This window comes from Prevotella melaninogenica ATCC 25845 (assembly GCF_000144405.1).
GTDB classification, from domain to species: domain Bacteria; phylum Bacteroidota; class Bacteroidia; order Bacteroidales; family Bacteroidaceae; genus Prevotella; species Prevotella melaninogenica.
The window spans coordinates 115,587-141,822 of sequence record NC_014371.1; the positions used below are offsets into that span (position 1 = coordinate 115,587).

Below are 26,236 nucleotides of genomic sequence, written 5' to 3' on the forward strand. Positions count from 1 at the left end.
TGTCATTAGTGCTATCGTAGTTGTTCAAAGTTCAAATCATAATATTCAAAGTTCAAACTTCAAATTCAATGGGACTACGAATTACGCAAATTGCACGAATCACTTAGCAATAAGCATTCGTGTCATTAGTGCTATTCGTAGTTGTTCAATGTTCGTAGTTCTAATCATCAAGTTCAATGTCCAAACCTCAAATTCAAAGGGACTACAAATTACACGTATTGCACGAATAAGTAGGCAACAAGCATTCGTGTCATTAGTGCTATTCGTAGTTGTTCGAAATTCAAATCATAATATTCAAAGTTCAAACCTCAATGTTCAAAGGACAAGAGATTCTAATCATAAAGTTCAAAGTTCAAACTTCAATGTTCAAAGGACAAGAGGTTCTAATCATAAAGTTCAAAGTTCAAACCTCAATGTTCAAAGGACAAGAGGTTCTAATCATAAAGTTCAAACCTCAATGTTCAAAGGTCAGTGTTTAGACCTTTGGTGGAGTCTTACGTTCATGCTCGGTGAGGAAGCCACAGCGGTAAGCATAAAGGAGTTCTTTGAGTGCTTCAATCTGTAGACGGAGTTCTGTACCCTTGTCGGTGTCTTCCACGCGTAGGCGCTGTTGGTTCATCTCAACAATCTGAATGGTTGAAACGATGTCTGTTCCTCGCTTGATGGCATCTTCTGTTGATGTGAAAGGCTCGTGTTGTACGAGCTGGAAACCACGTGAGTGATAGACGAGGGTGTAACCAGCGATACCCGTTTCCTTGTGGTAGGCTTGTGAGAAACCACCATCAATCACCATCAGTTTGCCGTTTGCCTTGATAGGATTCTCACCCTTGACAACATGAACAGGGACGTGACCATTGATGATGTGACGGTTAGGCTGTGGCACATCAAATTCATCTAAAATCATATCGGCAATCTCCTCATTGTCGCGCATACCAAAGTAGTAGCCCTTCTCCTCATGATGAGTTTCCTTCTCAGCAATGAAGTAGCGTTCGAAAGTAGCCATCTTTGCCTTGTCGAAGAGCGGACTATCAGGTCCACACCATAGGAAGAGGAAGAAGTCGATAGCATCTTGACGTTCTTCATCTGTCTGCATTTCATTGTTTGTCTGGAAGGCAGAACGAATCTTCATACCTGTCTGATAAAGCAATTCCTTACCCTTCAACTTCACACCTGGACCAATCTCAACCTCTTTTAGTTTGCCCTCTTTCGTGAGTGGGATAGAGGCATGATAAAGGAGATTGTGGTTGAAGACGTTATACATACAGCCGTGGCGGAGCAGAGAACGAATATGGCTACGCAACTTCTCACTGCCAGTAAACGACTGATGCAGGCGGTCGATGAGTGCCTGTTCAGCCTCAGTAAGCTGTTCTGGATTCTTCGGGTCGATGGTTGGGAAGTTGCATGAACACATCTTATATTCCTTACCATCAAGGGTAATTGTACCCTTCTTATAGTCGATAGCTTTGAGCAAACGACGGTCGTCCATCTTCCAAAGCGGATGACGGCTAATCATCTGTGACTCAATTTTAAATTGAAGGACGCTGATAGCCTTGTGCATCTGTGCTGTCAGTGCCTTGCTACGCTCATCGAGTGGGTTGTCTTTCGATATCTTTGGCATGAACTCCTCGCATGGATCATCACCATATACGTCCATTGCAAAGGTAGCTAATTGAATAAGGTTGATACCATATCCATCCTCAATGGTAGCCATGTTCGCATAACGCAGGGCTATGCGAATAACATTACAGATACAAGCATCGTTACCAGCACATGCTCCCATCCACAAGATATCATGGTTTCCCCATGTGATATCCCAGTTGTGATAGTTCTTCAAGGTGTCCATAACGATGTGAGCACCCGGTCCACGATCGTACACATCACCTAAGATATGCAGCTGGTCGATGACTAATCGTTGGATAACCTCACAGATAGCAATGATGAAGTCATCAGCTCGTCCAGTAGAGATAATCGTCTTGATGATAGCACTCACATAGTCGGTCTTATCCTTATCGTCAGCATGCTCGTGTAGTAACTCTTGGATGATATAAGAGAAGTCGGCAGGTAACGACTTCCGAACCTTTGAGCGTGTATATTTGCTGGATACATCACGACAAACCTCGATCAAGCGGTGTATGGTGATATGATACCAGTCTTTGATATCCTTTTCCTCTTTCTTAACGAGCTCCAGTTTCTGTTCTGGATAATAAATCAGAGTACAAAGTTCTTGCTTTTCTATGTTTCTTAGTCTTTCACCAAAGAGCTCATTAACCTTTCTCTTAATGTTACCAGAGGCATTTTTAAGCACGTGTTGGAACGCTTGATACTCGCCATGAATGTCGGCAAGGAAGTGTTCAGTACCTTTTGGTAGGTGTGCGATAGCCTCAAGGTTGATAATCTCAGTTGCAGCGTCAGCAATATTTGGGAACGACTTTGCTAATAGTCGTAAGTAGCGTTCATCCTTTTTTAAATCGTATTTCTTCTGTGTCATGCGTTAATGTCTTTGTACGAAATTATTTCTTTTGATGCCCTTTGTTTTCCTATCATCACGTGGAGGGACAGGCATGAATCCCTCTTTAAGAAGCACCTTCTCGGCAAGGAGCTGTATCATACGACATGAATAGCGATAGAGACGAAGGTGGCGGAGTGCGTCTGCAAGTCGGTCTTCGTCATAGTCATTATACTTTATAACTGTGTATAAATCAGCCAACAGACGTAGGGAAAGTTTCTTCTTTCGCTCTATCTGTCGTGTGTTTGCAATGATGGTTGCTATCTTCTTGATGATAGCATCTTCCTCATTGGAGTAGTCACTGAGTCGCTGTCGCGTCATGGGCTGGTTTCCTATCAGCTTGTCTGTGTCAACCGAGGTTGTTTCTTTTGGTGACAAGAGTGGGAATCGCTGTATGGCAGCAGTGTCAATCGTGGGTGCATTGAGTTGTAGTCGGCTGATACAGTTGTCCACAATCTCTCTTATTCCCTCGTCATCAGCATAGAGGAAGATTCTTCGCCATTGTTCTGGATTCAGACTTCGGAGGTTCAGAAGTTGGTCGCTGGGCAAGAGATTGTGGGTTGTCTCTTGTGCTAAGCCAACGTGTAACAGACTTGGAATTGCATCTTTCTCCATTGCTGTCATGGCGAATTGATAGCGTGTGTCAAGTACTTTACGATAGAAAGAAATCGTTTGCAGTGCCATGTCGTCGTCGCTCAACGAACTATTAAGAACGCTATCTTGTACGATGTCAATGCGTTGTGTCCATCCTAACTTTAGTATGTCCTGCCTTTCCTGCTCGTTAGTCACAAGGAGAGCATCCATACCTCGCACCATCTTCGCTTGATAGAGTAGCGTCTTTATCTTCTTAGTAGACTTCTGCTCTGTCGTCCTTGCTCTCTCATCAAGTGCCCAATGTGGTGAGAACACTACCGCACACTGCTTTTTAGCAGCCCAATTGGCATGTGTGGCAGCTTTGCGTTCCCAACAGGTATGAATATGAACGATGTCAGGTTGGAAGTCAGCAAGGAGCTTTTTGAAATCCCCTTGTTGTGTAACCGTCTTGACATCAGCATATTCTTTCTGTGCTATGGTGAGTCGAAGAAGGTAATCAGATAGCAGATTGCCTGCTTTTATGCTGTCTATGTAATGGAGGATGCGCATTTATAGTTTGTGAGATATGAAGTCATACTTATCTGCACGATGGTATTTTAATTTATAACCAAGGTGCTTCCATGCGATAGCAAGCTCGTATGGGATAATTTTCCAGGCTGGAATATCAATGTCGAAACGTCTTAAGGCTTTCTTCGCCATGACTAAACGCAGGATGATAGTGAGGATAAGCGACAGTCCAGCCGCAACAGCGATAGTCCACATACCGAGGAGGAGCGAGCCAGCAAGTGCAACACATTGTAGGAGGTAGTTACCATGCAGAGCCGTTTGGTCGATATATGGGAGAAGACGATGTTGTGGTGTTCGTTGCAAGTGTTGGCGATTCTCCATATAGAAAAGGTGGGTGCTGAGCCAGACTTTCTCTGTTGGCGTCTCTTCTATGAGTGTTCCTTCAGGCGAATTTTCAAAGGCCAAGTTGCTACCTTTGGCGTATTTGTTCACCATGAAATCGTACTCTCCACGTATATACTTCAAGTTCCCACGGAATCCCTCTTCACGTAAGAAAGTGGCTTTACGGAATGCTAAAGCGTTAAACGGGCACGCGTATGCCTTATTATGCTGATATTCACACATAAAATAGCGTGCCAAATAATGTCTTTCGAAGTGTCGATAAGCGGGTGTTTCATCCTCATAACGAGTATAGCCCACAACGAGTTCTTTGTCTTCTTGGCAGTTTCTGGCTATAGCTTGCAGCCAGTTATCACCCGTTGGATAGCAACAGATGTCAGCCATTATCACCCAATCATACTTCGCAGCCTTCACTCCTAATGTTATAGCAAGCTTCTTCTTGCTCATATAACGTGATGATTCAGGGATGAAAGTGGTGTATAGATGCGAGTTAGATGCAAAGCGTTTCAGTACATCACTCGTCTCATGATCATTCTGTGGAGCCACAACAATCACCTGAAAGTCTGCTGGATAGTTCTGATTCAGATAGAGTGGGAGGTTCTTTGCAAGTTCCTGTGCATTGTCATGGGGTGTAAAGATAATCGAGATAGGAGGTAAAGTTGGGAGTTGTTCTTCAATGACAATTGGCTCCGTTATCGTTTCATTCTCCTCCTCTATACGCTCATCTTCCTTACTTATTTCTTCACTTTCGGCTGTGGAAGTTGGCAGACCATACTCTGCAATCCTTACTTTTCGGAAGAAAGGATTGAGAAAAGAAGTCAGCAATGCTACTAAAAGCAACACTACTGAGATGATGATGGTCGTATTATCAAAAGTGAACATTTATTCGTTTCGTTATGGATTATAGTTCGTCTGAGGTATAACCTATGGGCAGTTTCCTACAATTATATTGCGAAGCCATGATTTCTCCGTATGCTCCGGCAGAGCGCATCGCAATCAAGTCGCCTCGATGAACGGTGTTAAGTTCGATTTCTTTTGCGAAGACATCACTCGATTCGCAAATCGGTCCTACCACATCATAAGCGTGTAAAGCGCCATCGTTCGACAGGTTTTCTATCTTATGGCTTGCCTGATAGAGAGCGGGACGAATCAAGTCAGTCATTCCTGCATCGACAATCGCAAACTGTTTTGCTGTTCCTTGCTTCACATAAAGGGTGCGAGTGATGAGACTTCCCATCTGTCCTACGACTGCACGACCCAATTCGAAGTGGAGTTTCTGTCCTTCTCTTAGTTTCAGATAGCGTGCGAAGGTATAGAAATAAGACTTGAAATCAGGGATTGGATGGTTGTCAGGATTGTCGTAATCGATACCCAATCCACCACCAACATTGATATTCTTAATCTTTATATTCTCCTGCTCTAAACCGTCTTGTATCTCGTTGATACGGCTGCAAAGATGACGGAAATCAGTCATTTCGAGCAGCTGTGAACCGATGTGGAAGTGCAAACCGATAAAGTGAATGTTCGACATCCTGCTTGCTTCAAGGATGGTAGGTAGCATGTCTTGCATGGCAATACCAAACTTATTCTCAGCTAATCCAGTGGTAATCTTCTCATGTGTATGTGCTCCCACGTCAGGGTTGATACGGAAACATACGTTTGCCGTCTTACCCTTTTTCGCTGCCAACTCATTGATAACTTCTAACTCAGCCACACTCTCTACGTTGAAACAGAAGATGTCATGGTCTAATCCGAGGTTGATTTCCCAGTCTGACTTACCCACACCTGCATAGACAATCTTGTCTGCTGGGAAGCCACAGTCTAAGCAACGCTGTATCTCACCACCACTCACACAGTCAGCTCCCATACCTGTCTGCTGGATAACATTCAGCACCTTTGCGTTCGCATTGGCTTTAATAGCATAGTGGACGATGAAGTTTTCATATTTTTTTAACTCTTTATTAATCGCCTGTAGTGTCTCTCTCAAGAGGTCACAGTCATAATAATAAAATGGAGTTTCAATTTTCTTGAACTTATCTATAGGGAATTTCTGTACCATGTGTTTTGTCTCCTGAAGTGGTGTTTATCTGAGTTGTAGAGGAAATCTACGCCCTCGCATGTCCAATTGTCTGCTCCCAGTGATGACCAGGCGAGGGCGTTTGTGCCTACAATAAATACTTATTGTTAATTTATCAGTTCTTTCTTTAGTTAAAGAGGACGGTTGACAATGACTGTAAGGCACGCTTCTTATCCTCCTCGCGAATCAAGAAAGAAATGTTAAAGTTGCTTCCACCATAGCTAATCATACGTACAGGGATATCCTTCATTGCGTCAGTTGCCAATGTCTCAAAGCCAACATTACTCCAATCAAGGTCGCCAACAACACAGACAATACACATCTCTGTGTCAACGGTTACGGTGCCATACTTTTTCAACTCATCAACAATCTCAGCCAAATGGCTATTGTTCTCGATGGTCATTGATACACCCACCTCACTGGTAGTAATCATGTCGATAGAAGTCTGATAGCTCTCGAAGATTTCAAATACCTTACGTAAGAAGCCCGATGCACCTAACATACGACTTGACTTAATCTTGATAGCAGTGATATTGTCTTTGGCTGCAACAGCCTTAATCTTTCTTCTCACCAATGTGTTGTCGATGATAGTACCCTCTGCATCTGGGTCCATCGTGTTCTTTAGACGAACAGGAATACCAGCATACTTAGCTGGCTGAACGCAAGTAGGGTGGAGAATCTTCGCACCGAAGTAAGCCAACTCCGATGCTTCTTCGAAGTTCAGCTGGCGTACAGCCTCTGTCTTCTCCACGACACGTGGATCATTGTTGTGCATTCCGTCGATATCTGTCCATATCTGAATCTCCTCTGCGTTGATAGCAGCACCTACAAGTGAAGCGGTATAGTCAGAACCACCACGCTGCAAGTTGTCTACCTCACCATAGGCATTACGGCAGATGAAGCCCTGTGTGATATAGATCTGATAGCCCTGATTCTCATCCATAATCGCTGTCAGATGCTCTTTGATATACTGTCCGTCAGGCTCTGCATTCTTGTCAGTGCGCATAAAGTCGAGTGCAGAAAGTAATGTTGCTTTGATGCCCTGCTCCTGCAGATAGTTTACAACCATGTTGGTTGAGAGTACCTCACCCTGTGCAACGATGCTCTTTTCCTCAAACGAAGTGAACAAATCCTTTGTGAAGGTGCGCAAGTAGTTAAACTCTTCTGTCAAGAACTGACGTGTCTTCTGCTTGTATTCCTCAGTAGAGTAAAGTTCCTCAACGTGGCCAAGATATTTCTGTTCGAGGTTGTTGATAAGTTCGTTTGCTCCCTCTGGATTCTTGCGATAGAGGTAATCAGATATTTCTATCAGTGTGTTTGTCGTTCCACTCATTGCGGAGAGCACGATAAATGTTGGTTCTCCTGACTTTGTTATCAAGGAAGCTACACCCTTCATACGTTCTGGTGAACCAACGGATGTACCTCCAAATTTCATTACTTTCATCATCTTCAATCTTTCTAAATGTGGATTTATGCTGAGTTCTATGCGCTTAATCGTTTTGTTATGGCTCGTCAATCGTCTCTACTGGAGCCGTCTCTTCTGCTAATTCGCAAACTTCTTTCTTGTCGGTGAGTTGGTGAAGTTCGCCCTCATGACAGCGATAAACCTTACCGGGGAACTGGTCAATGAGGTTGATGTTATGGGTAGACATGATAACCGTTGTGCCTGCTTGGCATGAGTCTTTGAGAATACTAACAATGTTCGCAGCCGTCTCTGGGTCAAGATTACCCGTAGGCTCATCGGCAATAATAATCTTAGGAGTGTTCAGCAAGGCGCGTGCAATGGCAATACGCTGCTGCTCACCGCCAGAGAGTTCACTTGGCATCTTGTTCTTCTTGTCGGTCATACCCACCTGTGCCAACACTTCTTCAATGCGTCGTTCAATCTTCTGTTTGCTGGTCCAACCTGTTGCCTGCAAGACAAACTTGAGGTTCTTTGATACAGAGCGGTCATGCAAGAGTTGGAAATCTTGGAAGATAATACCCATCTGTTTGCGGAGTGCAGGGATACGACTACGCTTAATGTTAGGCATACTCTCGTCGAGAACAACAGCCTTCTCAGCATCTTCGCTGTCAATATCCAATTCGCCATAGATGGTTTTCAATAGCGAACTCTTGCCCGAACCAACACGGCCGATGAGATAGATAAACTCTCCTGTTTCTGCCTGAAAGTCAACATCTTTCAGAATTAAGCGTTCATCTTGATATATGTTTACCTTCTTGTAGTCTATTAACATGATTATCTCTGTATGATTTATTATTGTCAATTGATACTTATGTCCATTGCCTATTGGCAAGGATTTATTCTGCAAAGATACTAAAAAACACTGTAATAGATGCAGGAAATAAGAGGTTTAACGCATTTACACTTTATTATGATTGTACAAGGACAACTTTCACAAACCATTATGGCTGTGAAAGCTGATAGAACCCCTACTGTTAGAGGCTCTAAATCGCTGAATACTTTCTCATCAGAGAGTTTTAGGTAACGGCGTTACTTGCCTTTGGTTGGTTGACGATATGCGGCTTTCAACTTATTAGGGAAGTCAACCGACAGGGCTGAATCTTTGAAGTTAATGTAGATGTCTTCGTTATTCTTTGTCTTGATATGCGTCACATTCGTATCGTCTGAATGTAAGTATAATAGCACATCCTGCCCTTCTTCGGTCTTGAAATGACCCACATTAATTTCGCCAAGTGACATTCCGTTTGTTCTCATCTCTATGTCTGGCACCGTTGCGTTGCCGTCTACTTGTGTAATACTTGCTATCGGTATTTCCTTAGCGTATAACCCTTCAATAAACAACGTGTCATTTCTAATCGTCGTATTATTATCGCTGCCTGTGATTGGAAGGGTCCCGATGAGGGGAATCATACCTAAAATCACAATGATAGAGAGCATGAGTACGAGTATGCCCTTCCCCTTCTTCTCTATCTTGTACAGCTGTAACAGCATGTAAACGATAGCTACTATTTCGGGGACGAGTATAACGACAAGTTGATAATCTTCCCAATGAAAGGCAAGACAAGCGAAACCACCGACAAGGATGAAGCTACCTGCCAATATTAGTGCTATCTTAATTCTCCTCAATCGTTTAAGTCCTTCCTCGCTTTTAAGTTTCGCTTTCGGTATTCTTGACCCAAAATTGATAGAAGAATCTGGTCCGATAGTACTTCCGAGAATAATCAGCGGTAAGCTCATCAGTAGTGTTATAATGATGTCTATCATATCTCAACTTGTTTTAATTTTATTTATGCAATATCAATCAACTTTGTTATCAAGGTTTATAATAGAAACTAAGCATTAGCTCTCTACCTCTAATGTCTTGATTACTAAAGCTACTTGAAAGCGTATTATTAATTCCATAGCTATAGGTTGTCAATACCCTTGTATGGGTGTTCACTGATACTCTTATATGACTAATATCACGAGGCTTTATGTTACCTTTTAATTGGAGTGGTATAAAGGTCTTCATCTATTTTTCTTCCCCTCTCATCAAACAGTGAGTATATCCTCTTTAACTCTGATATAAGCATTTGCTCGAACGTTTCCCATTGGAATAGGGAGGTTGCATCGTCTCTATCACAATAGTGCACGGTGCTTGTTCTTTTATCTATATAAAGATAAGAACCGTCCCAGTCATAACCGCCTATAAAGAAATGGTCGTCTGTGGCATTTCGAGGTCTTTCCCGAATGTTTGCCGTAATAATCGAAAACGGTTGGCGGCTTTCATCAGTGCTTCTTTTATAGTTTCTTCTTAATCCGTCTAAACAAAAGGTTCCAACCAATATGTCCAAGCCATTGCTTACATCTAACAAGAATTTTTTATAATCGATGGGAATTTCCATGCCCAATTCTTTCTCCAATGCTTGGACATCGTTCTTACTTAGCGGAGGATATAGGGTGTTTAGCCAAGCCTCGGGGGCTATATGGGGCGCTTTTCCTATAAGGATTGCACCGGAGGATTGGGATTCTTCAATACCCTGGTTCTGAAATCTATAAATTAAATCCCTATATGTTTTATTCATATTCGATTTTTCTATATACGTTATACTATTTATGGTAAAGGCTCATCATTAAAAATGAAGAATTTGACAATAGTTGATTTAATCTCTATTGATTTTCTTCCCACTTGATGGATTCCTGTAATTACCATTATGCCTACTAAGATGTTCTTCACAAATTCAATAAGATATCGCAAATATATAATAATATTCAATACGGCGCAACTATTTGGCTCAATAATTTGCTGCGTATTATGTGAGGGGGATAGTAGTTGTGTTTATAGCTTTTGTGGTTAATGTAAAATAAATTCACAACGTGCTTTTTAAAAGATGCTCTTTTGGCTTCTTAAAGACGCCTAATTGGCTTGCAAAAGGTGCCCTTTTGAGGTCTTACTAACGCCCTTTTGGAATCCATTTAAGCACCTTTTGCTTTCACGTTTTGCAAGTGTTTGGTTCTCTGTTAGTTACAGAGGTATCGAAAAGAAGCTTTTTGGGGCTTTTTTAGGGAGTTTTTTAAGGCTTTTGTGTCAATATTTTTCGTAACCAACGAGCCTTTTTTAGTTCTTCCGAAATCTGGAGTGCTCAACTAAAAGTCTTATATAATAGGCACACGGAGTCACGGAGGGGACGGAGGTAAACGCAATGTCACGGAGGTGCCGACGGCACAAAGAGCAACGGAGGTGTAGCGTACAGATTTTTGATAACTTTTGGGATAAATGCTTTGGGTATAAAGTTGCTAAAAAAGTGTGCAAACAAGCTCCGTTGCTCTATGCACCGACGGTGCCTCCGTGACTTTCATTGCTTGGGTTTAATAATCCTCCGTCCTCTCCGTGCCTCCGTGTGACATTACTTCAAACTCTAAGCACAAGTGGCAAACCTTATCACTCCAAAATCCTGAAGAGCCACCTTTTAATAAAAAAGCAAACGAAAAAAGCGGTATAAAGACGTTGTAAAAGTTCGTCTTATACCGCTTTGTAAGATGAGGCTATACCTATGTTTCGTTAGGGAAAGGGATATCCTTTCCTGCGATTTACGCTTGATAGCATCGTTGGTATAGCTGATTTATGTGCTGTGTGGATTACTTCTCGCAGCTGCAGCCTGTCCAAGGCTTCAGCTCTTTGAAGAAGTCGTGACCCTTATCGTCAACAAGGATGAAGGCAGGGAAGTCCTCAACGGTAATCTTCCAAACAGCTTCCATACCCAATTCAGGATACTCTACGCACTCGATACTCTTGATGCTGCTCTGTGAGAGAACGGCAGCCACACCACCGATAGTACCGAGGTAGAAACCACCATGCTTCTGGCAAGCATCTGTCACAGCCTGTGTACGGTTACCCTTAGCAATCATCACGAGTGAACCACCATGCTCCTGGAACTCGTCAACGTATGGGTCCATACGGTTGGCAGTGGTAGGTCCCATTGAACCACATGGGTAGCCCTCTGGTGTCTTGGCTGGTCCTGCATAGAGGACAGGGTAATTCTTGATGTAATCAGGCAATTCCTCGCCAGCATCCAAACGTGCCTTGAGCTTAGCGTGAGCAATGTCACGTGCCACGATGATAGTACCCTTGAGGTTAACACGTGTTGAAACAGGATACTTTGTCAGCTCAGCACGAACGGCATCCATACCCTTGTCGAGGTCGATTTCTATGCCCTTCGCACCTTCTCCTGGCTTGCGATACTCCTCTGGAATCAACTCGCTTGGGTTGGTGTCCATCTTCTCCAACCAAATACCGTCCTTATTGATCTTCGCTTTGATGTTACGGTCAGCAGAACAGCTAACACCCATGCCGATAGGGCAGCTTGCACCGTGACGTGGCAGACGGATGATGCGGATGTCGTGAGCAAGGTACTTACCACCGAACTGTGCACCAAGACCAATCTTATGAGCCTCTTTGAGGAGCTTCTCCTCAAGGTCGATGTCGCGGAAAGCACGTCCTGTCTCGTCGCCAGTAGTAGGAAGATTGTCGTAATACTTGATACTTCCGAGCTTAACGGTGAGGAGGTTCTTCTCAGCAGAAGTACCACCAATCACGAAACAGATGTGATAAGGAGGACAAGCAGCAGTACCGAGGCTCTTCATCTTCTCAACGAGGAAAGGAATGAGCGTACCCTCATTCTGGATAGTAGCTTTGGTCATTGGGTAGAAGTAGGTCTTGTTAGCAGAGCCACCACCCTTTGCTACCATTACGAAACGATATTCAGCGCCCTCAACAGCCTCAATATCAATCTGTGCAGGGAGGTTACACTTGGTATTTACCTCATCGTACATATTGAGCGGAGCGTTCTGTGAGTAGCGGAGATTCTCTTGTGTAAAGGTGTTGAAGACACCACGAGAGAGTGCCTCCTCGTCCTCGAAACCAGTCCATACCTGCTGACCCTTCTCACCGTGAATGATAGCAGTACCCGTGTCCTGGCAGAAAGGCAGTACACCCTTCACAGCTGTCTCAGCATTGCGGAGGAACTGGAGTGCCACGTACTTGTCGTTTTCTGATGCCTCTGGGTCGGTCAGAATCTTTGCAACTTGCTCATTGTGTGCACGACGGAGCATGAACTCACAATCGTGGAAAGCCTCCTGTGCTAATAAAGTAAGTGCTTCTTTGCTTACCTTCAGAATCTCTTTACCTTCAAACTCACCAACGCTGATACCTTCCTTTGATACCAGACGATACTCGGTGTCATCTTTGCCCAATTGGAACATTGGTGCATACTTGAATTCTGCCATAATGTTTTGTTTACCTGTCTGCCCTTAATCGGTAGGGCAGACAGGGTTTTTTCTATTTGTTTATAATATGTTTTTGTATTCTTTTCTTACTGTTTATTAATAGCCGAAGATTTCTTCTGTTGTCACTCTCTTGATAGGTGCAATCTTTTCTAATGCCTTGAGGTCAAGTTCTTTCTCGTTACCAAGGATGATATACTTGAATGGCTTGTTGGCAATATACTCCTTCTCGAAGTTAATAACATCCTGCAGTTGCAGACTTGGAAGGGCGTTGTAAATCTTTTCACTCAATGAGCAGTCAAGACCTAAACGCTGTGCTGCAAGATAAGAGGTGAGGATAGAGTACTTAGTTGTACGAGCAGAAGCAAGGCTCTTCATCAAGCTTTGCTTGGCGAGGTCAAAGCCACTCTGGCGTACAGGTACGTTGTTGAGAAGCTTGTTGAACTCTCTCACACAGTCCATCATCTTGTCATTCTGTGTGATGATGTAGGTGTAGAAACTCTCATTACCTCCTAAACGATAAGGAGATGCATAGACAGCTGAAGCTGAATAAGCCAAACCACGTGCCTCACGTAACTCTTGGAAGACGATGGCATTCATACCACCTCCGAAGTATTCATTGAAGAGGGCAATGATAGGGGCACGGTCGGCAGACCACTTCTGGTTCTGATTGTGGAGCTGAACCATGTAGATATTCTTTGCATCGTAAGGTGCAATAAGAACCTCGTTCTTAGGTGTTGTCTCCTCAGTATAACGCTTGATAGTAGGCACTGCAGCGAACTTCTTTGGTGTCTGGATAGTCTTGCTGACAAGCTGGTCAACCTCTTTCAGGCTTGAAGGACCGTAGTAAAGCACTGTCAACTTATAGTTCTTCAAGTTCTTCAAAAGGTTAAGCAGTACCTGTGGGTTGATTGACTTCAACTCCTGTTCACTTGGAATGTTGCGAGTAGGGTTGTACTTTCCGTAGGTAGCATAGTTTCTGAGGGCAGCGAAGTTAGCCTTCTGGTTGGCTTTGTTATCGCTGCGTGACTTTAGAATCTGCTCTACATAGAGGTCGTAAGCCTCCTTGTCAACCTTTGCATTACTGAGTAAGTTGTTCAACAGAGCAAGTGCCTGAGGCAGGTTAGAGTTGAGACCACTTAACGTAATGTATGAAACTTCGTTTCTTTCAGAGATGCTATAGTCGCAAGCTAACTTATAGAACTGCTGCTTAATCTGCTCGTTGCTGAGCTTATTGGTACCTAAGTAATCAAGATAACCAGCTGCATAGCTGAGCATTGGGTTATGTTCGTCACCGTAAGGAACTACGAAGCAAAGTGTAAAGAGGTCGTTTGTTTTGTCCTGCTTATAGAGAACAGGAAGACCCTTTTGTGTTGTTGCCTTGGTAAGGTCGCGCTTGTAGTTAACAAACTGTGGCTGGATAGGAGTTGTCTTGGTGTTTACAATCTCCTTGAGGAAGTCACTCTGCTTGTCGTTGTTGGTTGGGATTGGAGTGATAGTAGGCTTCTCAACCTTCTTAATAGTAGTATCGTTACCTTGCTCCTTGTAGACACAAGCGAAGTCGTTACGGAAGAATTGATTAGCAAACTTTACTATCTCAGCCTTTGTTAACTTTGAAATACGATTGAGTTTATCCACCTCCTGCTTCCAGTCTTTGTGGTTAATGAAGGCATCCACATACTGCTTTGCACGGAACTGGTTGTTATCTAACTGCGTATAATAGTAACGCTTGTAGTTGTTAACGATAGATGGCAAGAGATCATCAGAGAAGTTACCCTTCTTGAGTTTCTCAATTTCAGACAAAGCAAGGCTGCGCACCTCCTGCAAAGTCTGTCCACTCTTTGGCTGTCCATAGACATAGAATACCGAATATTCGTCCATATCTGCGATACCTGCGCTAACCTCCTGTACCTTCAGCTTCTGGCTGAGGTCGAGGTCGAAGAGTCCTGCTTGTCCGTTAGACAAGAGTTGTGCTATAACCTCTAATGTATCTAACTGCAAAGACTTACTTGCGTCTGCACGCCAACCCATGAAGAGCATAGGAGCTTCCTTACCAACAACAGTCGTATCAACGGGTGCTGTGAGGGCTGGTTGAGCTGGGAACTGTGGTACGTCGATGTGGGCGCTTGGCTTCCAATTGCCAAAATACTTCTCAATCGAAGCTACTGTCTTGTCTGGGTCGAGGTCGCCTGAAAGACAGATAGCGATGTTGTTTGGGACGTAGTATTTGTTAAAATAGTTCTTGATGTTGGTGATTGAAGGATTCTTCAGGTGCTCACCAAGTCCGATAGTGGTCTGTGTACCGTATGGGTGGGTAGGGAAGAGCTTTGCAAAGAGGGCTGCATAGACTTTACGCCAGTCGCTTGAAAGACCGATGTTATACTCTTCATACACCGCCTCCAACTCTGTATGGAAGCCACGGATAACCATATTCTGGAAACGATCGCCCTGAACTCTTGCCCAAGTGTCAATCTCATTAGATGGAATATTCTCTACATAGCAAGTTACATCATTAGAAGTATAAGCGTTTGTACCCTCACTACCGATGGCTGTCATCATCTTGTCATACTCGTTTGGAATGTTATAACGAGCTGCAAGTTGTGAGATAGAGTCAATCTGGTGGTACCATTGCTTGCGTGCAGCTGGGTCAGTGATATGGCGATACTGCTCGAAACGAGCCTCGATAGAGTCGAGGTAAGGGCGTTCAGCCTCCACATTAGACGAACCAAAGTGGGTAGTACCCTTAAACATAAGGTGCTCTAAGTAGTGTGCAAGACCTGTTGTCTCCTTTGGGTCATTGCGAGAACCTGTGCGCACAGCGATATATGTCTGTACACGTGGCTTCTCTTTGTTGACAGAAAGATAGATTTTCAGGCCGTTTTTCAGTGTGTAGATACGTGTCTGCATCGGGTCATTCGGTATGCTCTCATAGCTGTAACGCTGCGCATAAGCCGTCACAGATGCAAATAGGAACAATAGTCCTAAGCTTAGCCCCTGCATGAGGGTACTGTTAAGGAAATGTTTTTTCATACAATCAGTATTTGTTTATTGTTATAATTGGGTAGAGAATGTAATGATTAATTCTCAAAATCAACCTCATGATCAAGGCTATTAACGAACGATTCAAAGACCTCTCTGTCTACATCGCCCATCTCAAACTCCTTCTCGGCATCCTTTTTAATCTCTGCAATCCATGCACGCCGTGCCTCGATATAATCCTGTTTGATGCGTGCATCGTCCTCGGGAGAAATCTCATTAATGCCGTAGTATTCCAGAATCATGCGATAGGTCCACGCCCATTGATAGATACGATAGTTCTCGTTAATCTCTCGGAAGCGGTTAACCACCTCTTCTATCGTTTCAAGACTACCGCTCTTGATATCTTCGATGAGGCGTCGCTCTTCTGATACAGGGAGCAGAAGACCAGAGAGGTCGTCCCATCGTCCAAGTCCTACTTCGGTCTGTGGCTTACCAAAGAAGCCCCATTTGTGTGCACGTTTCAGTACCGCTCCCATGTAGATGCGCAGTGCGATGTCATAATATTTGATACCTTTTCGCAGACTGGTAGCATTGATAACGTATTCATGATAGTTATAAGACGAAACATTGTCACCACTTGCCTGTCGCAGATTCTCAAGTATCTTCTTTCCCTGCAGAATCTCTCCAACAGAGTAAGGTGATAGCCAATCGAAGTTGACAATACTCTTCTGTGTCTGCTGTGGACGCATATCACGCTTTGGCCACTTGCGTATGTCGCGATAAAGACCAACCGTTGTGATGTTACGACCGGGCACGAGATACATCTTATCAGCCTCTGCAATGAGGTAAGAGAAGGGGAGGGCAGTCGTGTTAGGGTGGTGCATCAGCTTACCGAAACATACGGAGAACGTACCGATCGTTGCTGGCATGAGCAGATAACTACCACTGGCAGTCTTCGTTCCACGCTCCAAGATACCCCAGTGCATTGGTCCCATCTTATAGGCATGGTTAGAGAAGTTGGTACCAGAACCTGCGTTATAGAAAGAGAACATACCACCAATGAGCAGTGAACTCTTATGATGTGAGGCACAGAACGGACCGCAGAAAGCTGCGCACGCCTCACCGTTTGACATAAAGGAATTGGCAAAGAAGACACTCTGTGAGGCTGTGAAGCCATTGCTTATCTGACAGGCTTCACCCACGAAGCAGTCTTGCATTTTCACACTGTTCACAATGCTGGAGCCATCTGATATGATAGAGTTCTCACAGATGACACCTGTACCGATGTAAACGCTGGCATATTCAGAGCTGAGAATGGTACAATCGCTCAAACGACTTGCACCAGAAATCTCGCAATCGTCCTGAATAACCGTGTTGGTAATCTCCCTTGTGTTGACAATCTTCACATTGTTGCCAATCGTTCCACGTTCTGGATTGGTGCGAGCAATCTCCTCTTTCACTAATCTTCGGATAGCATTCTTGAGGTCTTTGTCGTTGAAATGCTTCACCATAAAGGCTGCAAACTGGCTATTGAGGTCGTGGAAGAAAATCACATTGCCGTCGCCCACCTCGTTCAGCACCGAGATAAGATTACCTTCTCCATAGGTAGCTCCTTCCGTAGTCTCCATGACAGAGATGTTAGAGATGAGGCAGTCGTCACCGATGGTATAGTTATTAATATAATTCCCCACCTTCTCAATAAGGCAGTCGTTACCAACGGTCACATTACGTAGGGTTGCATCATTGATACCAGAATGTTTGACGAAGCCCTTTGTTATCTCGACTTCTTTCTGGACACTTCCCAACTGTACGTCACCATAGAACATGACACGGTGGAAGAATTTCGCTTGAAATCCGTCCTCCGCAACCTCTACTCGACTCCAATCTTCTGCCCAGCAGCTATTGCTCTCGAGTATCTCAATCTCTTCAAAGGTAAGGGAACGATATTGCATAAACTTTTCTTTTAGTTGTTGTTATTAGCCTTATTAGGCTTATTGGGTTTATTAGGCTTATTAGCCCCATTAGCCTTATTAGCCTAATAAGCCCAATAAGGCAAATATGCCCAATAGTCTTTATTCCTCTTCGATATTGTAAAGGAAGTCATTGTAAGGATACTTCTGCACGTGGAGTTCGCGTACTTTCTTGTAAAGCACCTCTCTGAACTCGTCGATATTCTCCTTTTCCTTGGCTGAAATAAAGAGACAGTTGTCATGCTCCTTAGCCATCCATGTCTTCTTTAGTTCGTCCAAGGTGATATTCTCTTTGGTTGCTGGCGTGAGGTCGTCTTCCTCTTTCTCCACCCAATGATAGTTGTCAATCTTGTTGAAGATAATCATTGATGGCTTGTCAGCACAACCAAGTTCAGACAAAGTCTGGTTGACTACCTGTATTTGTTCCTCAAAGTCAGGATGTGATATGTCCACAACGTGCAAGAGAAGGTCGGCTTCGCGCACCTCATCGAGTGTTGACTTAAACGAATCAACCAAGTCGGTTGGCAACTTACGGATAAATCCAACGGTGTCAGCTAACAGGAACGGAAGATTGTCTACAACGACCTTGCGCACAGTTGTGTCGAGTGTTGCGAAGAGTTTGTTCTCTGCAAATACCTCGCTCTTAGCCAAGAGGTTCATGGTGGTTGACTTACCCACGTTCGTGTAACCCACCAAGGCAACACGAATCATACGGCCACGGTTCTTACGCTGTGTTACCTTCTGCTTGTCAATCTCAGCAAGTCTTTGCTTTAAGAGGGTCATACGCTGCAAGATGATACGGCGGTCCATCTCCAACTGGGTCTCACCCGGACCACGCAAACCTACCGAACCTTTACCGCCACCAGAGCCTGAACCGCCACCCTGACGCTCCAAGTGAGTCCACAGACGTTGCAGACGTGGGAGCATATAGCGATACTGTGCCAACTCAACCTGTGTCTTTGCGTTGGCTGTCTGGGCACGCATAGCAAAGATGTCGAGGATGAGAGAGGTACGGTCTAATATCTTCACACCGAGTTCCTGTTCGATATTACGCATCTGCTTTGCCGACAACTCGTCGTCGAAGATGACCATACCGATAGGCTCCTCCTCGTCTTCTTTCATCTTGATGTAATCTCTTATTTCTTCAAGTTTACCCTTGCCGACGTATGTAACAGAGCTTGGACCTGTCACTCTCTGTGTGAATCGCTTCACTGTGATAGCACCAGCAGTATCAGCGAGGAACTCTAATTCGTCAAGATATTCCTTCGTCTTGTCCTCGTTCTGGTCCTTTGTAATAAGACCCACAAGGATGGCTGTTTCCGCCTTGACGTCAGATATGATAAATTCTTTCATTCAATTGTCTCTTTTTACTTGATGTTTAGCGCACAAATTCTTTGTTAGAATAAGTACACAATGCACAGGGCAAAGGTACTCAAAAAAAATGAAAGATACTAATGAGATATGTTGTTTTTATTATCTTTAAACCCAATTCGGTCATTAGAGTCTAAACATATTTTGTTTTATTATCGAGTAGATTGCTTGACTTTGCAACGCAGGCGTAGCGGGCTACGTCAAGTTACAAAGCCAAGCAAGATGCCGATAAGAAAATAAAAGATGTTAGGAAACAATACCATCGTAAGAAGAACTATACATATTGTGGTCTAATGCCGATTTGGGTTAAGTTCACTCTCTTAGATACTTTTTTCTTTCTTTCCTCTTTTTCTTATAATTTATCATCCCTTCTTTCCTTATAGATTCCTTTATAAATGGGGACTATTAGATAGCGGATGATTAATAGAAATGATACGTGCGAAGGCTTAGCACATATGGTGCGGAGGCTTAACACGTGTGGTGCGGGTGCTTAATATGAAAGATTATTATGGAATGCCTGTACGCCAATCACTTACATTTATCGTCACGTATGATAGCTTTCTTTTATCGTCTGATGCCTATATTTCCCTATGTTCTACTTGCTTTTCTCGTCGAATTTGTTGTATGCGCGATGCAATTTGACTTTATATTTTTCGATAATAATTGTTAAAATGTATTTTTGTTATAGGATTATATTGTAACTTTGCATCCGAAATCAATTTAGGGTAAGTAAATAACTCTCTGCCACTTACAGAGTTCTCTATGACGAATAACGGATAACTTGTAGTATAGAAGAACTAACGATGGATAACTTATAGAAGGCAGCTGAAAGATAGCTGGCAATAATTCACACTTAACACAAAACAAATATATATAATTAAATTAACGGTAGTTTTTAAACGTATGAAAAGAGTAAAGTATGAGATTCCACAAATTCGGGTATTTCTGGTTGTGGAAACAGAGGGTATTTTAGCAGGTTCTGATCCTGAAACAACATTTGAACCTTCCGTAAGTCCTTGGATAAATGGGGATACAGAAGAGTTAGACGGTGATACACATACCGCATCAGGTGGTGACACAAGTACTCCACAACCATAAAAAAAGAGCTAATAACCAACGTAATTAAACGTAAAAGGACTAAATCAAAAATGAATTCAAGATTCTTATTTTCACGTGTGATGTTAGGCTTGACAGCTGCAACATCTGCTTTCTTTATCGCATGTAGCGATATTGATACAGCTCAGGATCCACAGAAACCAACTGAGAGTATCATGTTTAGTACGAGTGATGTGCAGGACAGACCTGATGCTTCTTTGCCAAAGACAAAGGCACCAGAGGTTTACGAGTCGCACACTATTAATTTGACAGGTGCTAATGCTAAAGGCTTTGTACTTGAGGAGAGCACCATTGAGGGTGTTAATCCAGTACAGCAAACACCTGCTACACGTGGTACGATGAAGACAGCTATCGACGCTCAGTTTACTGTTTTCGCATGTAAGAACGGTGGAGTGTCACCTGACTATATGTATAATGAGAAGGTGAATGCCAACGGAACGATGGTAACACCTAAGAAGTGGAAGAAGTCTGAGGCTTCAACGCTGAAGTTCTATGCCGTTTATCCAGCTGCACAGGATGCTGACCAGCAGATCAGCCCAGCTGCTTACAGTGCATCGCAGAAGCCTGTTATCAAGTTCAGTCCTAAGAGTGACGTGAAGCAACAGGCTGACCTCATGGTGGCAAAGACGGCTGATATGGCTTACGACAACTATGTTAGCACACCTGTCCCATTGCTGTTCACTCACGCCACAACGGCTATCCAGTTTAAGATAGGTAATGACCTCTCTTATAATCAGGAGGTAAAGAAGATTGAAATCCAGAATGTTTATGGTGAAGGAACATACGATCTCGCTACCAAGACATGGACAGTTGGTACAACAAAGAAGAACTATACATTAACGTTGAACCCTACTTTCTCTACTGCACAGAACCCTGGAACAGTGATGAACGGCGGTGATGGTACGTTCTTCATGATTCCTCAGACCCTTCCAGACGATGCTAAGGTGAAGATTACCTTTGCAAGTGGTAAGTATTGGGAAGGTAAAATCGGTGGAACGGGTAAGGTTTGGGCTGAAGGAACGACAAAGACTTACACCATTTCAAACTCTAAGGACCTCTCTGATCGTGACTTCACACTGTCCATTACACCAACAAACGGAACAGAAAGAGAGTACAATCAGTTTGATCTTCCATTCACTGTAACCAGCTATAGTCGCTTGAAAGGCTTCTCAGGAAATAGTCGTGACAAGGCTGAAGCATGGCAGGTTGCAAGCTATGAGGTAAGCACGGATGGTACAAACTGGTCTGCTCCAACAACAACAAAGCCAGAGATGGTAACAGCAATGACTGAGAGTGGTAATGGTGGTACATCTGGTGAAGTAGGTAATCTCAAGCTGACGAACGATTATAAGGACTATGCGCAGATTCGTAATCAGGAGTTAAAGGCTGCAACAGAGGTTACAACTCGCAAGGACTTGTCTATGATAAATGGCAAGCAATATACTGCAAACTGCTATATTGTTTCTGCTCCTGGTAAGTATAAGTTCCCATTGTACTATGGAAATAGTCGCGAGAATTCTACTGATAATACGCTTTCTTTCCAGAACAATACAAGCAGTGCAAATGCTTTGAAGTATTTCCATGGAGGTATAGAACAGGCTACAAATAACTACATGATGCCTTATCATGACATTCACCAGTGGGTAAGCAATGCTGCTGTTTTGTGGCAGAGTAAGGCGAACATGGTGAAGGTAACAGGTATAGACCGTAATGGACATACGTCTGGACATTTAGGTGGTAGAGATATTTATGTGGAGTTTGAGGTTGATAAAAACAACATAGAGACAGGTAATGCCATCATTGCTGTATACTATAATGGCAAGGTTGCATGGTCATGGCATATCTGGATTACAGGTAAAGAGGTTGCTGACGTACAGTCAGGTCACTTCCTTAGCGAGCCTATCGGCTTTGTTCCAACAAAGTGGATGCGTACTACTTACAGACAGGACCGCTACGTGAAAGTAACTGTTAAGCAGCCACGTTCTGGTAAGACAGCGTCTGTTGTGTTTAAGCAGAAGCCACATGAGGAGACTCCAGAAGGTCAAGCAATGCACTATCAGTGGGGACGTAAGGATCCATTCTGGCCTGGTATGGATGGTTTGACAGCATCACCAAACATATATGATGGTGGTATCTCTCTTGCAGAGTCTGTACAGGAACCAAGACTGATGGGCCGTCCACGCCACTTAGAGTATGTATTTACTTCAAAAGCAACATACTTTGGTGGTACTTGGGATTGGAATAATAACCCTGGTTATACCAATTCTTATCTTAATCTTTGGGATGCTAACAATGAAACAGGTTATGGATATACAGGTCCATTCGTGAAGACTATCTACGATCCAAGTCCTGCTGGCTTCCATGTTCCACGTACCAGTCAGTTGAGCAAGGTTGGTAATGATAAGTATGTTGTGAGTCCTAAGATGGGATATATGGATCCTGAATATGTGTCTGATGGGGCAAAGACTCCAGATATTGGCTACTATTGGACGAGTGAAAAGAGTTTTATTAATAACAATGGTACAGACGCTGCATTCTCAATCTTTGGTATTACGGATGCAAATAGTAAGATCCAAGTAGACGGAAAGAATAAAATTGTTAACCCATCAATGGCTTACTGTGTCCTTCCAATCAAGGAATAGCCTTTTAACTAAATAATTATAGTAACTTGTTTTACTATATTTCATAAAAAAGCTGCAGTCGTAATGGCTGCAGCTTTTTTGGTTTAAAGTGAGAAAGTTATTACTATTTACTTTTCCTGTCACTGTTGTCACTCTTTTTAGATACTTAACAGGCTATCATACAATGATATAACCTTAAATGTTAAAAGTGACAGGAAACTAAAAACAAACTTGTTTTGTAGTTATAGGTTCATTAATACGACTAAGATTAAACGTGAATCTTCAAACCATCGTAGGCAAAGAAAACATCATTTGGAAGGAGTTTTTGTGCCTCTTCATGTAAGCCAATCTTATGGGTGAGATGGGTTAAATAAGTGCGTTTTGCTCCTATCTTTCGGCTGAAATCAATGGCTTCAGATATCAACTGATGGGAGTGGTGTTCACGTTCCCAGCGTAAAGCGTTTACAACCAGTGTCTCAACACCTTCAAGATAAGGGAGTTCCTCTTCCTTAATAGTTTTCATATCTGTTATATAAGCGAGTTTCCCAAAGCGATAACCGAGGATGGGTAGTCCGCCATGCATCACAGAGATAGGCATCACTTCGATGTCACCAATCGTAAACTTTACATGCGGTTGAATACTATGAAGGTTCAGTTTTGGAACTCCTGGATAGGGATTGTCTGTGAAACAATAAGGGAAGTTATGATGTAAGCCGTCACAAGTGTTCTCGTTGGCATACACTTCTATATCCCCCAATGCACAATAAGGGCGTACATCATCAATCCCTCCTACATGATCATAGTGGATATGCGTAATCAATAAGCCATCAATCTTACGGAAAGGTTGTGGCAACATCTGTTGGCGAAAGTCAGGACCGCTGTCAATGACAATACGCGTCTTTGCCGTTTCCAATAAAGCAGAGGTGCGCAATCGGTTGTCGCGTGGGTCCTTACTCTTACAAACATCACAGCTACAGCCAAGTACTGGAACACCATTGGAGGTGCCAGTGCCGAGGAAGGTGAAGACCTCCCCCAACCCCTCCAAAGGAGGGGAGTGCCTAACGGAATGCTCGTTGTTTATGAGTTCTTCTTGCTTCAAAGGGAATGTTCTTAAAAGTTGGTTTGATGCTTTATAATCATTTCTTAATTAAAAGCTTATTTATAACGAGTGTTTATGGTTGGATATCGCAGTTGTTAGGATTAAGTATTAATATTAAACCATACCACAACCTAAAGAAGTAGTTACTTTTGTTTAGCACTCCCCTCTCTTCGGAGGGGTTGGGGGAGGCTTTAATTTGGAAAAGTATTCACCTCTGGATGTATCTCAATTCCAAACTTCTCCTTCACATCATGCTGAATTGTCTGGTAGAGTCTGACTACGTCAGCACCTGTTGCACCACCAAGGTTCACCAATACCAAAGCCTGCTTATCGTAAACGCCTGCAGGACCTAATGCCTTACCCTTCCAACCGCATTGTTCAATCATCCAACCAGCTGGAATCTTCTCATGGTCAGCATCAATAGTATAGTGGGGCATCTGTTCATATTGCGCTGCCAACTCCTCATATTTAGCTTTTGGAACGATAGGATTCATAAAGAAACTACCCGCATTACCAATCTTCTTTGGGTCAGGAAGTTTCGCATTACGGATGTCAGTAATCGTCTGACGAAGTTCTGCTACGGTAGGATTTTCTATACCTTGTTCAGCCAATGCTGCACGAATATTACCATAATCGAGTTTAGGTTGATAAGTCTTAGAAAGACGATAGGTCACCGATGTGATAAGATACTTATTGCGCCATTCATGCTTAAACTTACTCTGTCGATAGCTGTATTCACAATCAGCATTCTTGAAATGATGCACTTCACCAGTGGCAATCTCCACCGCCTCAACCTCATCAATCAGGTCTTTAGCTTCCACACCATAGGCTCCGATATTTTGTACAGCACTTGCACCGCACTCTCCCGGTATGATAGAAAGGTTTTCTGCACCATAGAGATCATGAGAAACACAATAGTCTACAAAATCATCCCATACGTAAGCTGAGCCACAACGTACACGTTCCTCGTCGATTTGCTCGATAAAGGAGATGCCAGAGTGGAGTACGGTTCCCTTGAAATCACCAGTGAGTAGAAGGTTACTACCCCCACCGAGAATCAGTAGTGGATAATCCTCTTCCTTTAAAGAGCGCACAAGTTCCTGTGCTTCCTCTACTGATTCGTATTCAACAAAACGCTGACATTTGGCGTCAATGCCGAAGGTATTATGCTTTAGTAGACTATAGTTATGTTCTATTTTCATGTTTCTGATATTGTTTTTGCGTTTCCCTTTGTTCCTATTTATAGAAAGGTGTTATTCTTTATGAATCAAATCATCCACAATGATAACATGAATAGCAGGTGTTTCTTAATAAAGAAAGACCCACTACCAAGGTAGGCAGGGGTCTGTTCGTTAATAAGCTACAACCTTCTCTAAGCGCCAACTCTTACCATTCTGCTTAAAGATGAGCTGCGTTTCAGCGCCATTAGACAACCCACGGAAGGTAACAATCCTGCGATCTGTGTCTGAATACTTCTGACCATAAAGGATGTTATAAATCATTTCGTGTGGAAGTTCTGGTAAGAATGATGACCATTCTTCAGCAGGGATAGTCGTGTTGACCACATTCGTCTCCTCACCATTAGGGTCTGGACCTGAATAAGCTAATGAACTCTTCACAGCCCCTTTACCACCATTTGCGAAGAAGTGTGACAGGAAGGTATAGAAAGATGCGTTATAACTATCCTTGAATGTGATGTTACGAATCTGATTCAACTTCCAGCTACCATCCTGATGATCGAACCAATACTGCTCTATCGTACCTCTCTTTAAATGTATCTTCTCAACGATGACACTATCCAAGTCGGTAGACTTAGAGAACTTCATCTGTTTCTCATTATCAAAGATAAGCGTGTAATAGCCCTGTTTGCGGAAGAAATAATCCATCTTCCAGTTTCCACGAGTCAGCTCCGTAGTCTTTGTACCATTGACTACAGGCAGTGGGAACTTAATACGATTCATCTGCAACTTCTTATTAGCAATAAAGTTAAAGAAGAAGTCATCAAACAATTGGTCTGCTGCCTTTGGCATAGGAGTAGCAGCAATCACCTCCGTGGCAGAGTCAACGCTATCTACAGTGTCAGTGTCTTCTGCTGCTGTAGAATCAGTAGTTGTACTGTCATCGCCATCAACCTTCTTGCTTGTGCAACCTGTAGTAACAGCTACCATAGCTACACAAACACACACAATAAGTAAAAAAGCTTTTTTCATACTCTCTTTTTATTCATCTCAAATTTCCTGCAAATGTACAATATTTATTTCTAATAAGAC

The 26,236-nt window shown here is 43.1% G+C and carries 17 protein-coding genes; 2 read left to right on the forward strand and 15 right to left on the reverse strand.

Features of this window, described 5'->3' with window-relative positions; translation table 11 throughout:
* Window positions 1–475 precede the first annotated feature (475 nt).
* The 12 genes from HMPREF0659_RS07605 to hflX form a co-directional block, all read right to left on the reverse strand.
* Window positions 476–2,488, reverse strand: coding sequence for a fructose-bisphosphatase class III (locus HMPREF0659_RS07605; RefSeq protein WP_013265761.1), 2,013 nt, complete (start codon window positions 2,486–2,488; stop codon window positions 476–478).
* Between the two features lie 3 nt (window positions 2,489–2,491).
* Window positions 2,492–3,649 carry a glycosyltransferase gene (locus HMPREF0659_RS07610; protein ID WP_013265822.1) on the reverse strand — a complete coding sequence of 386 codons (1,158 nt, stop codon included), beginning with the start codon at window positions 3,647–3,649 and terminating at the stop codon, window positions 2,492–2,494.
* Window positions 3,650–4,888: a glycosyltransferase gene (locus tag HMPREF0659_RS07615; RefSeq protein WP_013265382.1), complete on the reverse strand. Its 1,239-nt coding sequence runs from the start codon at window positions 4,886–4,888 to the stop codon at window positions 3,650–3,652.
* Between the two features lie 19 nt (window positions 4,889–4,907).
* Window positions 4,908–6,065, reverse strand: a complete 1,158-nt coding sequence (lysA, locus tag HMPREF0659_RS07620; RefSeq protein ID WP_013265683.1) for a diaminopimelate decarboxylase — start codon at window positions 6,063–6,065, stop codon at window positions 4,908–4,910.
* Between the two features lie 145 nt (window positions 6,066–6,210).
* Entirely contained in the window at window positions 6,211–7,527 is a 1,317-nt protein-coding gene (locus tag HMPREF0659_RS07625; protein ID WP_044046166.1) for an aspartate kinase, read from the reverse strand.
* A gap of 58 nt (window positions 7,528–7,585) precedes the next feature.
* Window positions 7,586–8,320 carry a cell division ATP-binding protein FtsE gene (locus tag HMPREF0659_RS07630; RefSeq protein ID WP_013265828.1) on the reverse strand — a complete coding sequence of 245 codons (735 nt, stop codon included), beginning with the start codon at window positions 8,318–8,320 and terminating at the stop codon, window positions 7,586–7,588.
* A gap of 257 nt (window positions 8,321–8,577) precedes the next feature.
* A complete protein-coding gene (locus HMPREF0659_RS12815; protein WP_013265312.1) occupies window positions 8,578–9,312 on the reverse strand; it encodes a hypothetical protein in 735 nt (244 codons plus the stop codon).
* A 212-nt stretch (window positions 9,313–9,524) separates the two neighbouring features.
* A complete protein-coding gene (locus HMPREF0659_RS07640) occupies window positions 9,525–10,112 on the reverse strand; it encodes an SMI1/KNR4 family protein (protein ID WP_013265086.1) in 588 nt (195 codons plus the stop codon).
* Window positions 10,113–11,166: 1,054 nt separating this feature from the next.
* Window positions 11,167–12,813 (reverse strand): fumarate hydratase, encoded by a 1,647-nt coding sequence (locus HMPREF0659_RS07645; RefSeq protein WP_013265368.1) that lies wholly within the window; start codon window positions 12,811–12,813, stop codon window positions 11,167–11,169.
* 96 nt (window positions 12,814–12,909) lie between these two features.
* A complete protein-coding gene (locus tag HMPREF0659_RS07650; RefSeq protein WP_044046030.1) occupies window positions 12,910–15,840 on the reverse strand; it encodes a M16 family metallopeptidase in 2,931 nt (976 codons plus the stop codon).
* A gap of 47 nt (window positions 15,841–15,887) precedes the next feature.
* Window positions 15,888–17,741, reverse strand: a complete 1,854-nt coding sequence (locus tag HMPREF0659_RS07655; protein WP_013265196.1) for a DUF4954 family protein — start codon at window positions 17,739–17,741, stop codon at window positions 15,888–15,890.
* 120 nt (window positions 17,742–17,861) lie between these two features.
* The gene (gene hflX / locus HMPREF0659_RS07660) at window positions 17,862–19,112 is read right to left on the reverse strand and encodes a GTPase HflX (protein WP_013265581.1); all 1,251 of its coding nucleotides are present in this window, start codon (window positions 19,110–19,112) and stop codon (window positions 17,862–17,864) included.
* A 921-nt stretch (window positions 19,113–20,033) separates the two neighbouring features.
* Between hflX and HMPREF0659_RS07665 the strand changes: the two genes are divergently transcribed.
* Together HMPREF0659_RS07665 and HMPREF0659_RS07670 are read left to right on the forward strand one after the other, a co-directional pair.
* Window positions 20,034–20,228, forward strand: coding sequence for a hypothetical protein (locus HMPREF0659_RS07665; protein WP_044046031.1), 195 nt, complete (start codon window positions 20,034–20,036; stop codon window positions 20,226–20,228).
* Between the two features lie 50 nt (window positions 20,229–20,278).
* On the forward strand, window positions 20,279–22,888 hold the full coding sequence (locus HMPREF0659_RS07670; protein ID WP_044046032.1) for a fimbrillin family protein: 2,610 nt from the start codon (window positions 20,279–20,281) through the stop codon (window positions 22,886–22,888).
* A gap of 247 nt (window positions 22,889–23,135) precedes the next feature.
* Here the strand turns inward: HMPREF0659_RS07670 and HMPREF0659_RS07675 are convergent, their stop codons facing one another.
* The 3 genes from HMPREF0659_RS07675 to HMPREF0659_RS07685 all read right to left on the reverse strand — a co-directional run bounded on the left by HMPREF0659_RS07675 (window position 23,136) and on the right by HMPREF0659_RS07685 (window position 26,176).
* Window positions 23,136–23,966 carry an MBL fold metallo-hydrolase gene (locus HMPREF0659_RS07675; RefSeq protein WP_013265235.1) on the reverse strand — a complete coding sequence of 277 codons (831 nt, stop codon included), beginning with the start codon at window positions 23,964–23,966 and terminating at the stop codon, window positions 23,136–23,138.
* 191 nt (window positions 23,967–24,157) lie between these two features.
* Window positions 24,158–25,177 carry a UDP-N-acetylmuramate dehydrogenase gene (gene murB, locus HMPREF0659_RS07680; RefSeq protein WP_262502353.1) on the reverse strand — a complete coding sequence of 340 codons (1,020 nt, stop codon included), beginning with the start codon at window positions 25,175–25,177 and terminating at the stop codon, window positions 24,158–24,160.
* A 141-nt stretch (window positions 25,178–25,318) separates the two neighbouring features.
* The gene (locus HMPREF0659_RS07685) at window positions 25,319–26,176 is read right to left on the reverse strand and encodes a DUF4348 domain-containing protein (protein ID WP_013265826.1); all 858 of its coding nucleotides are present in this window, start codon (window positions 26,174–26,176) and stop codon (window positions 25,319–25,321) included.
* Window positions 26,177–26,236: the final 60 nt, after the last annotated feature.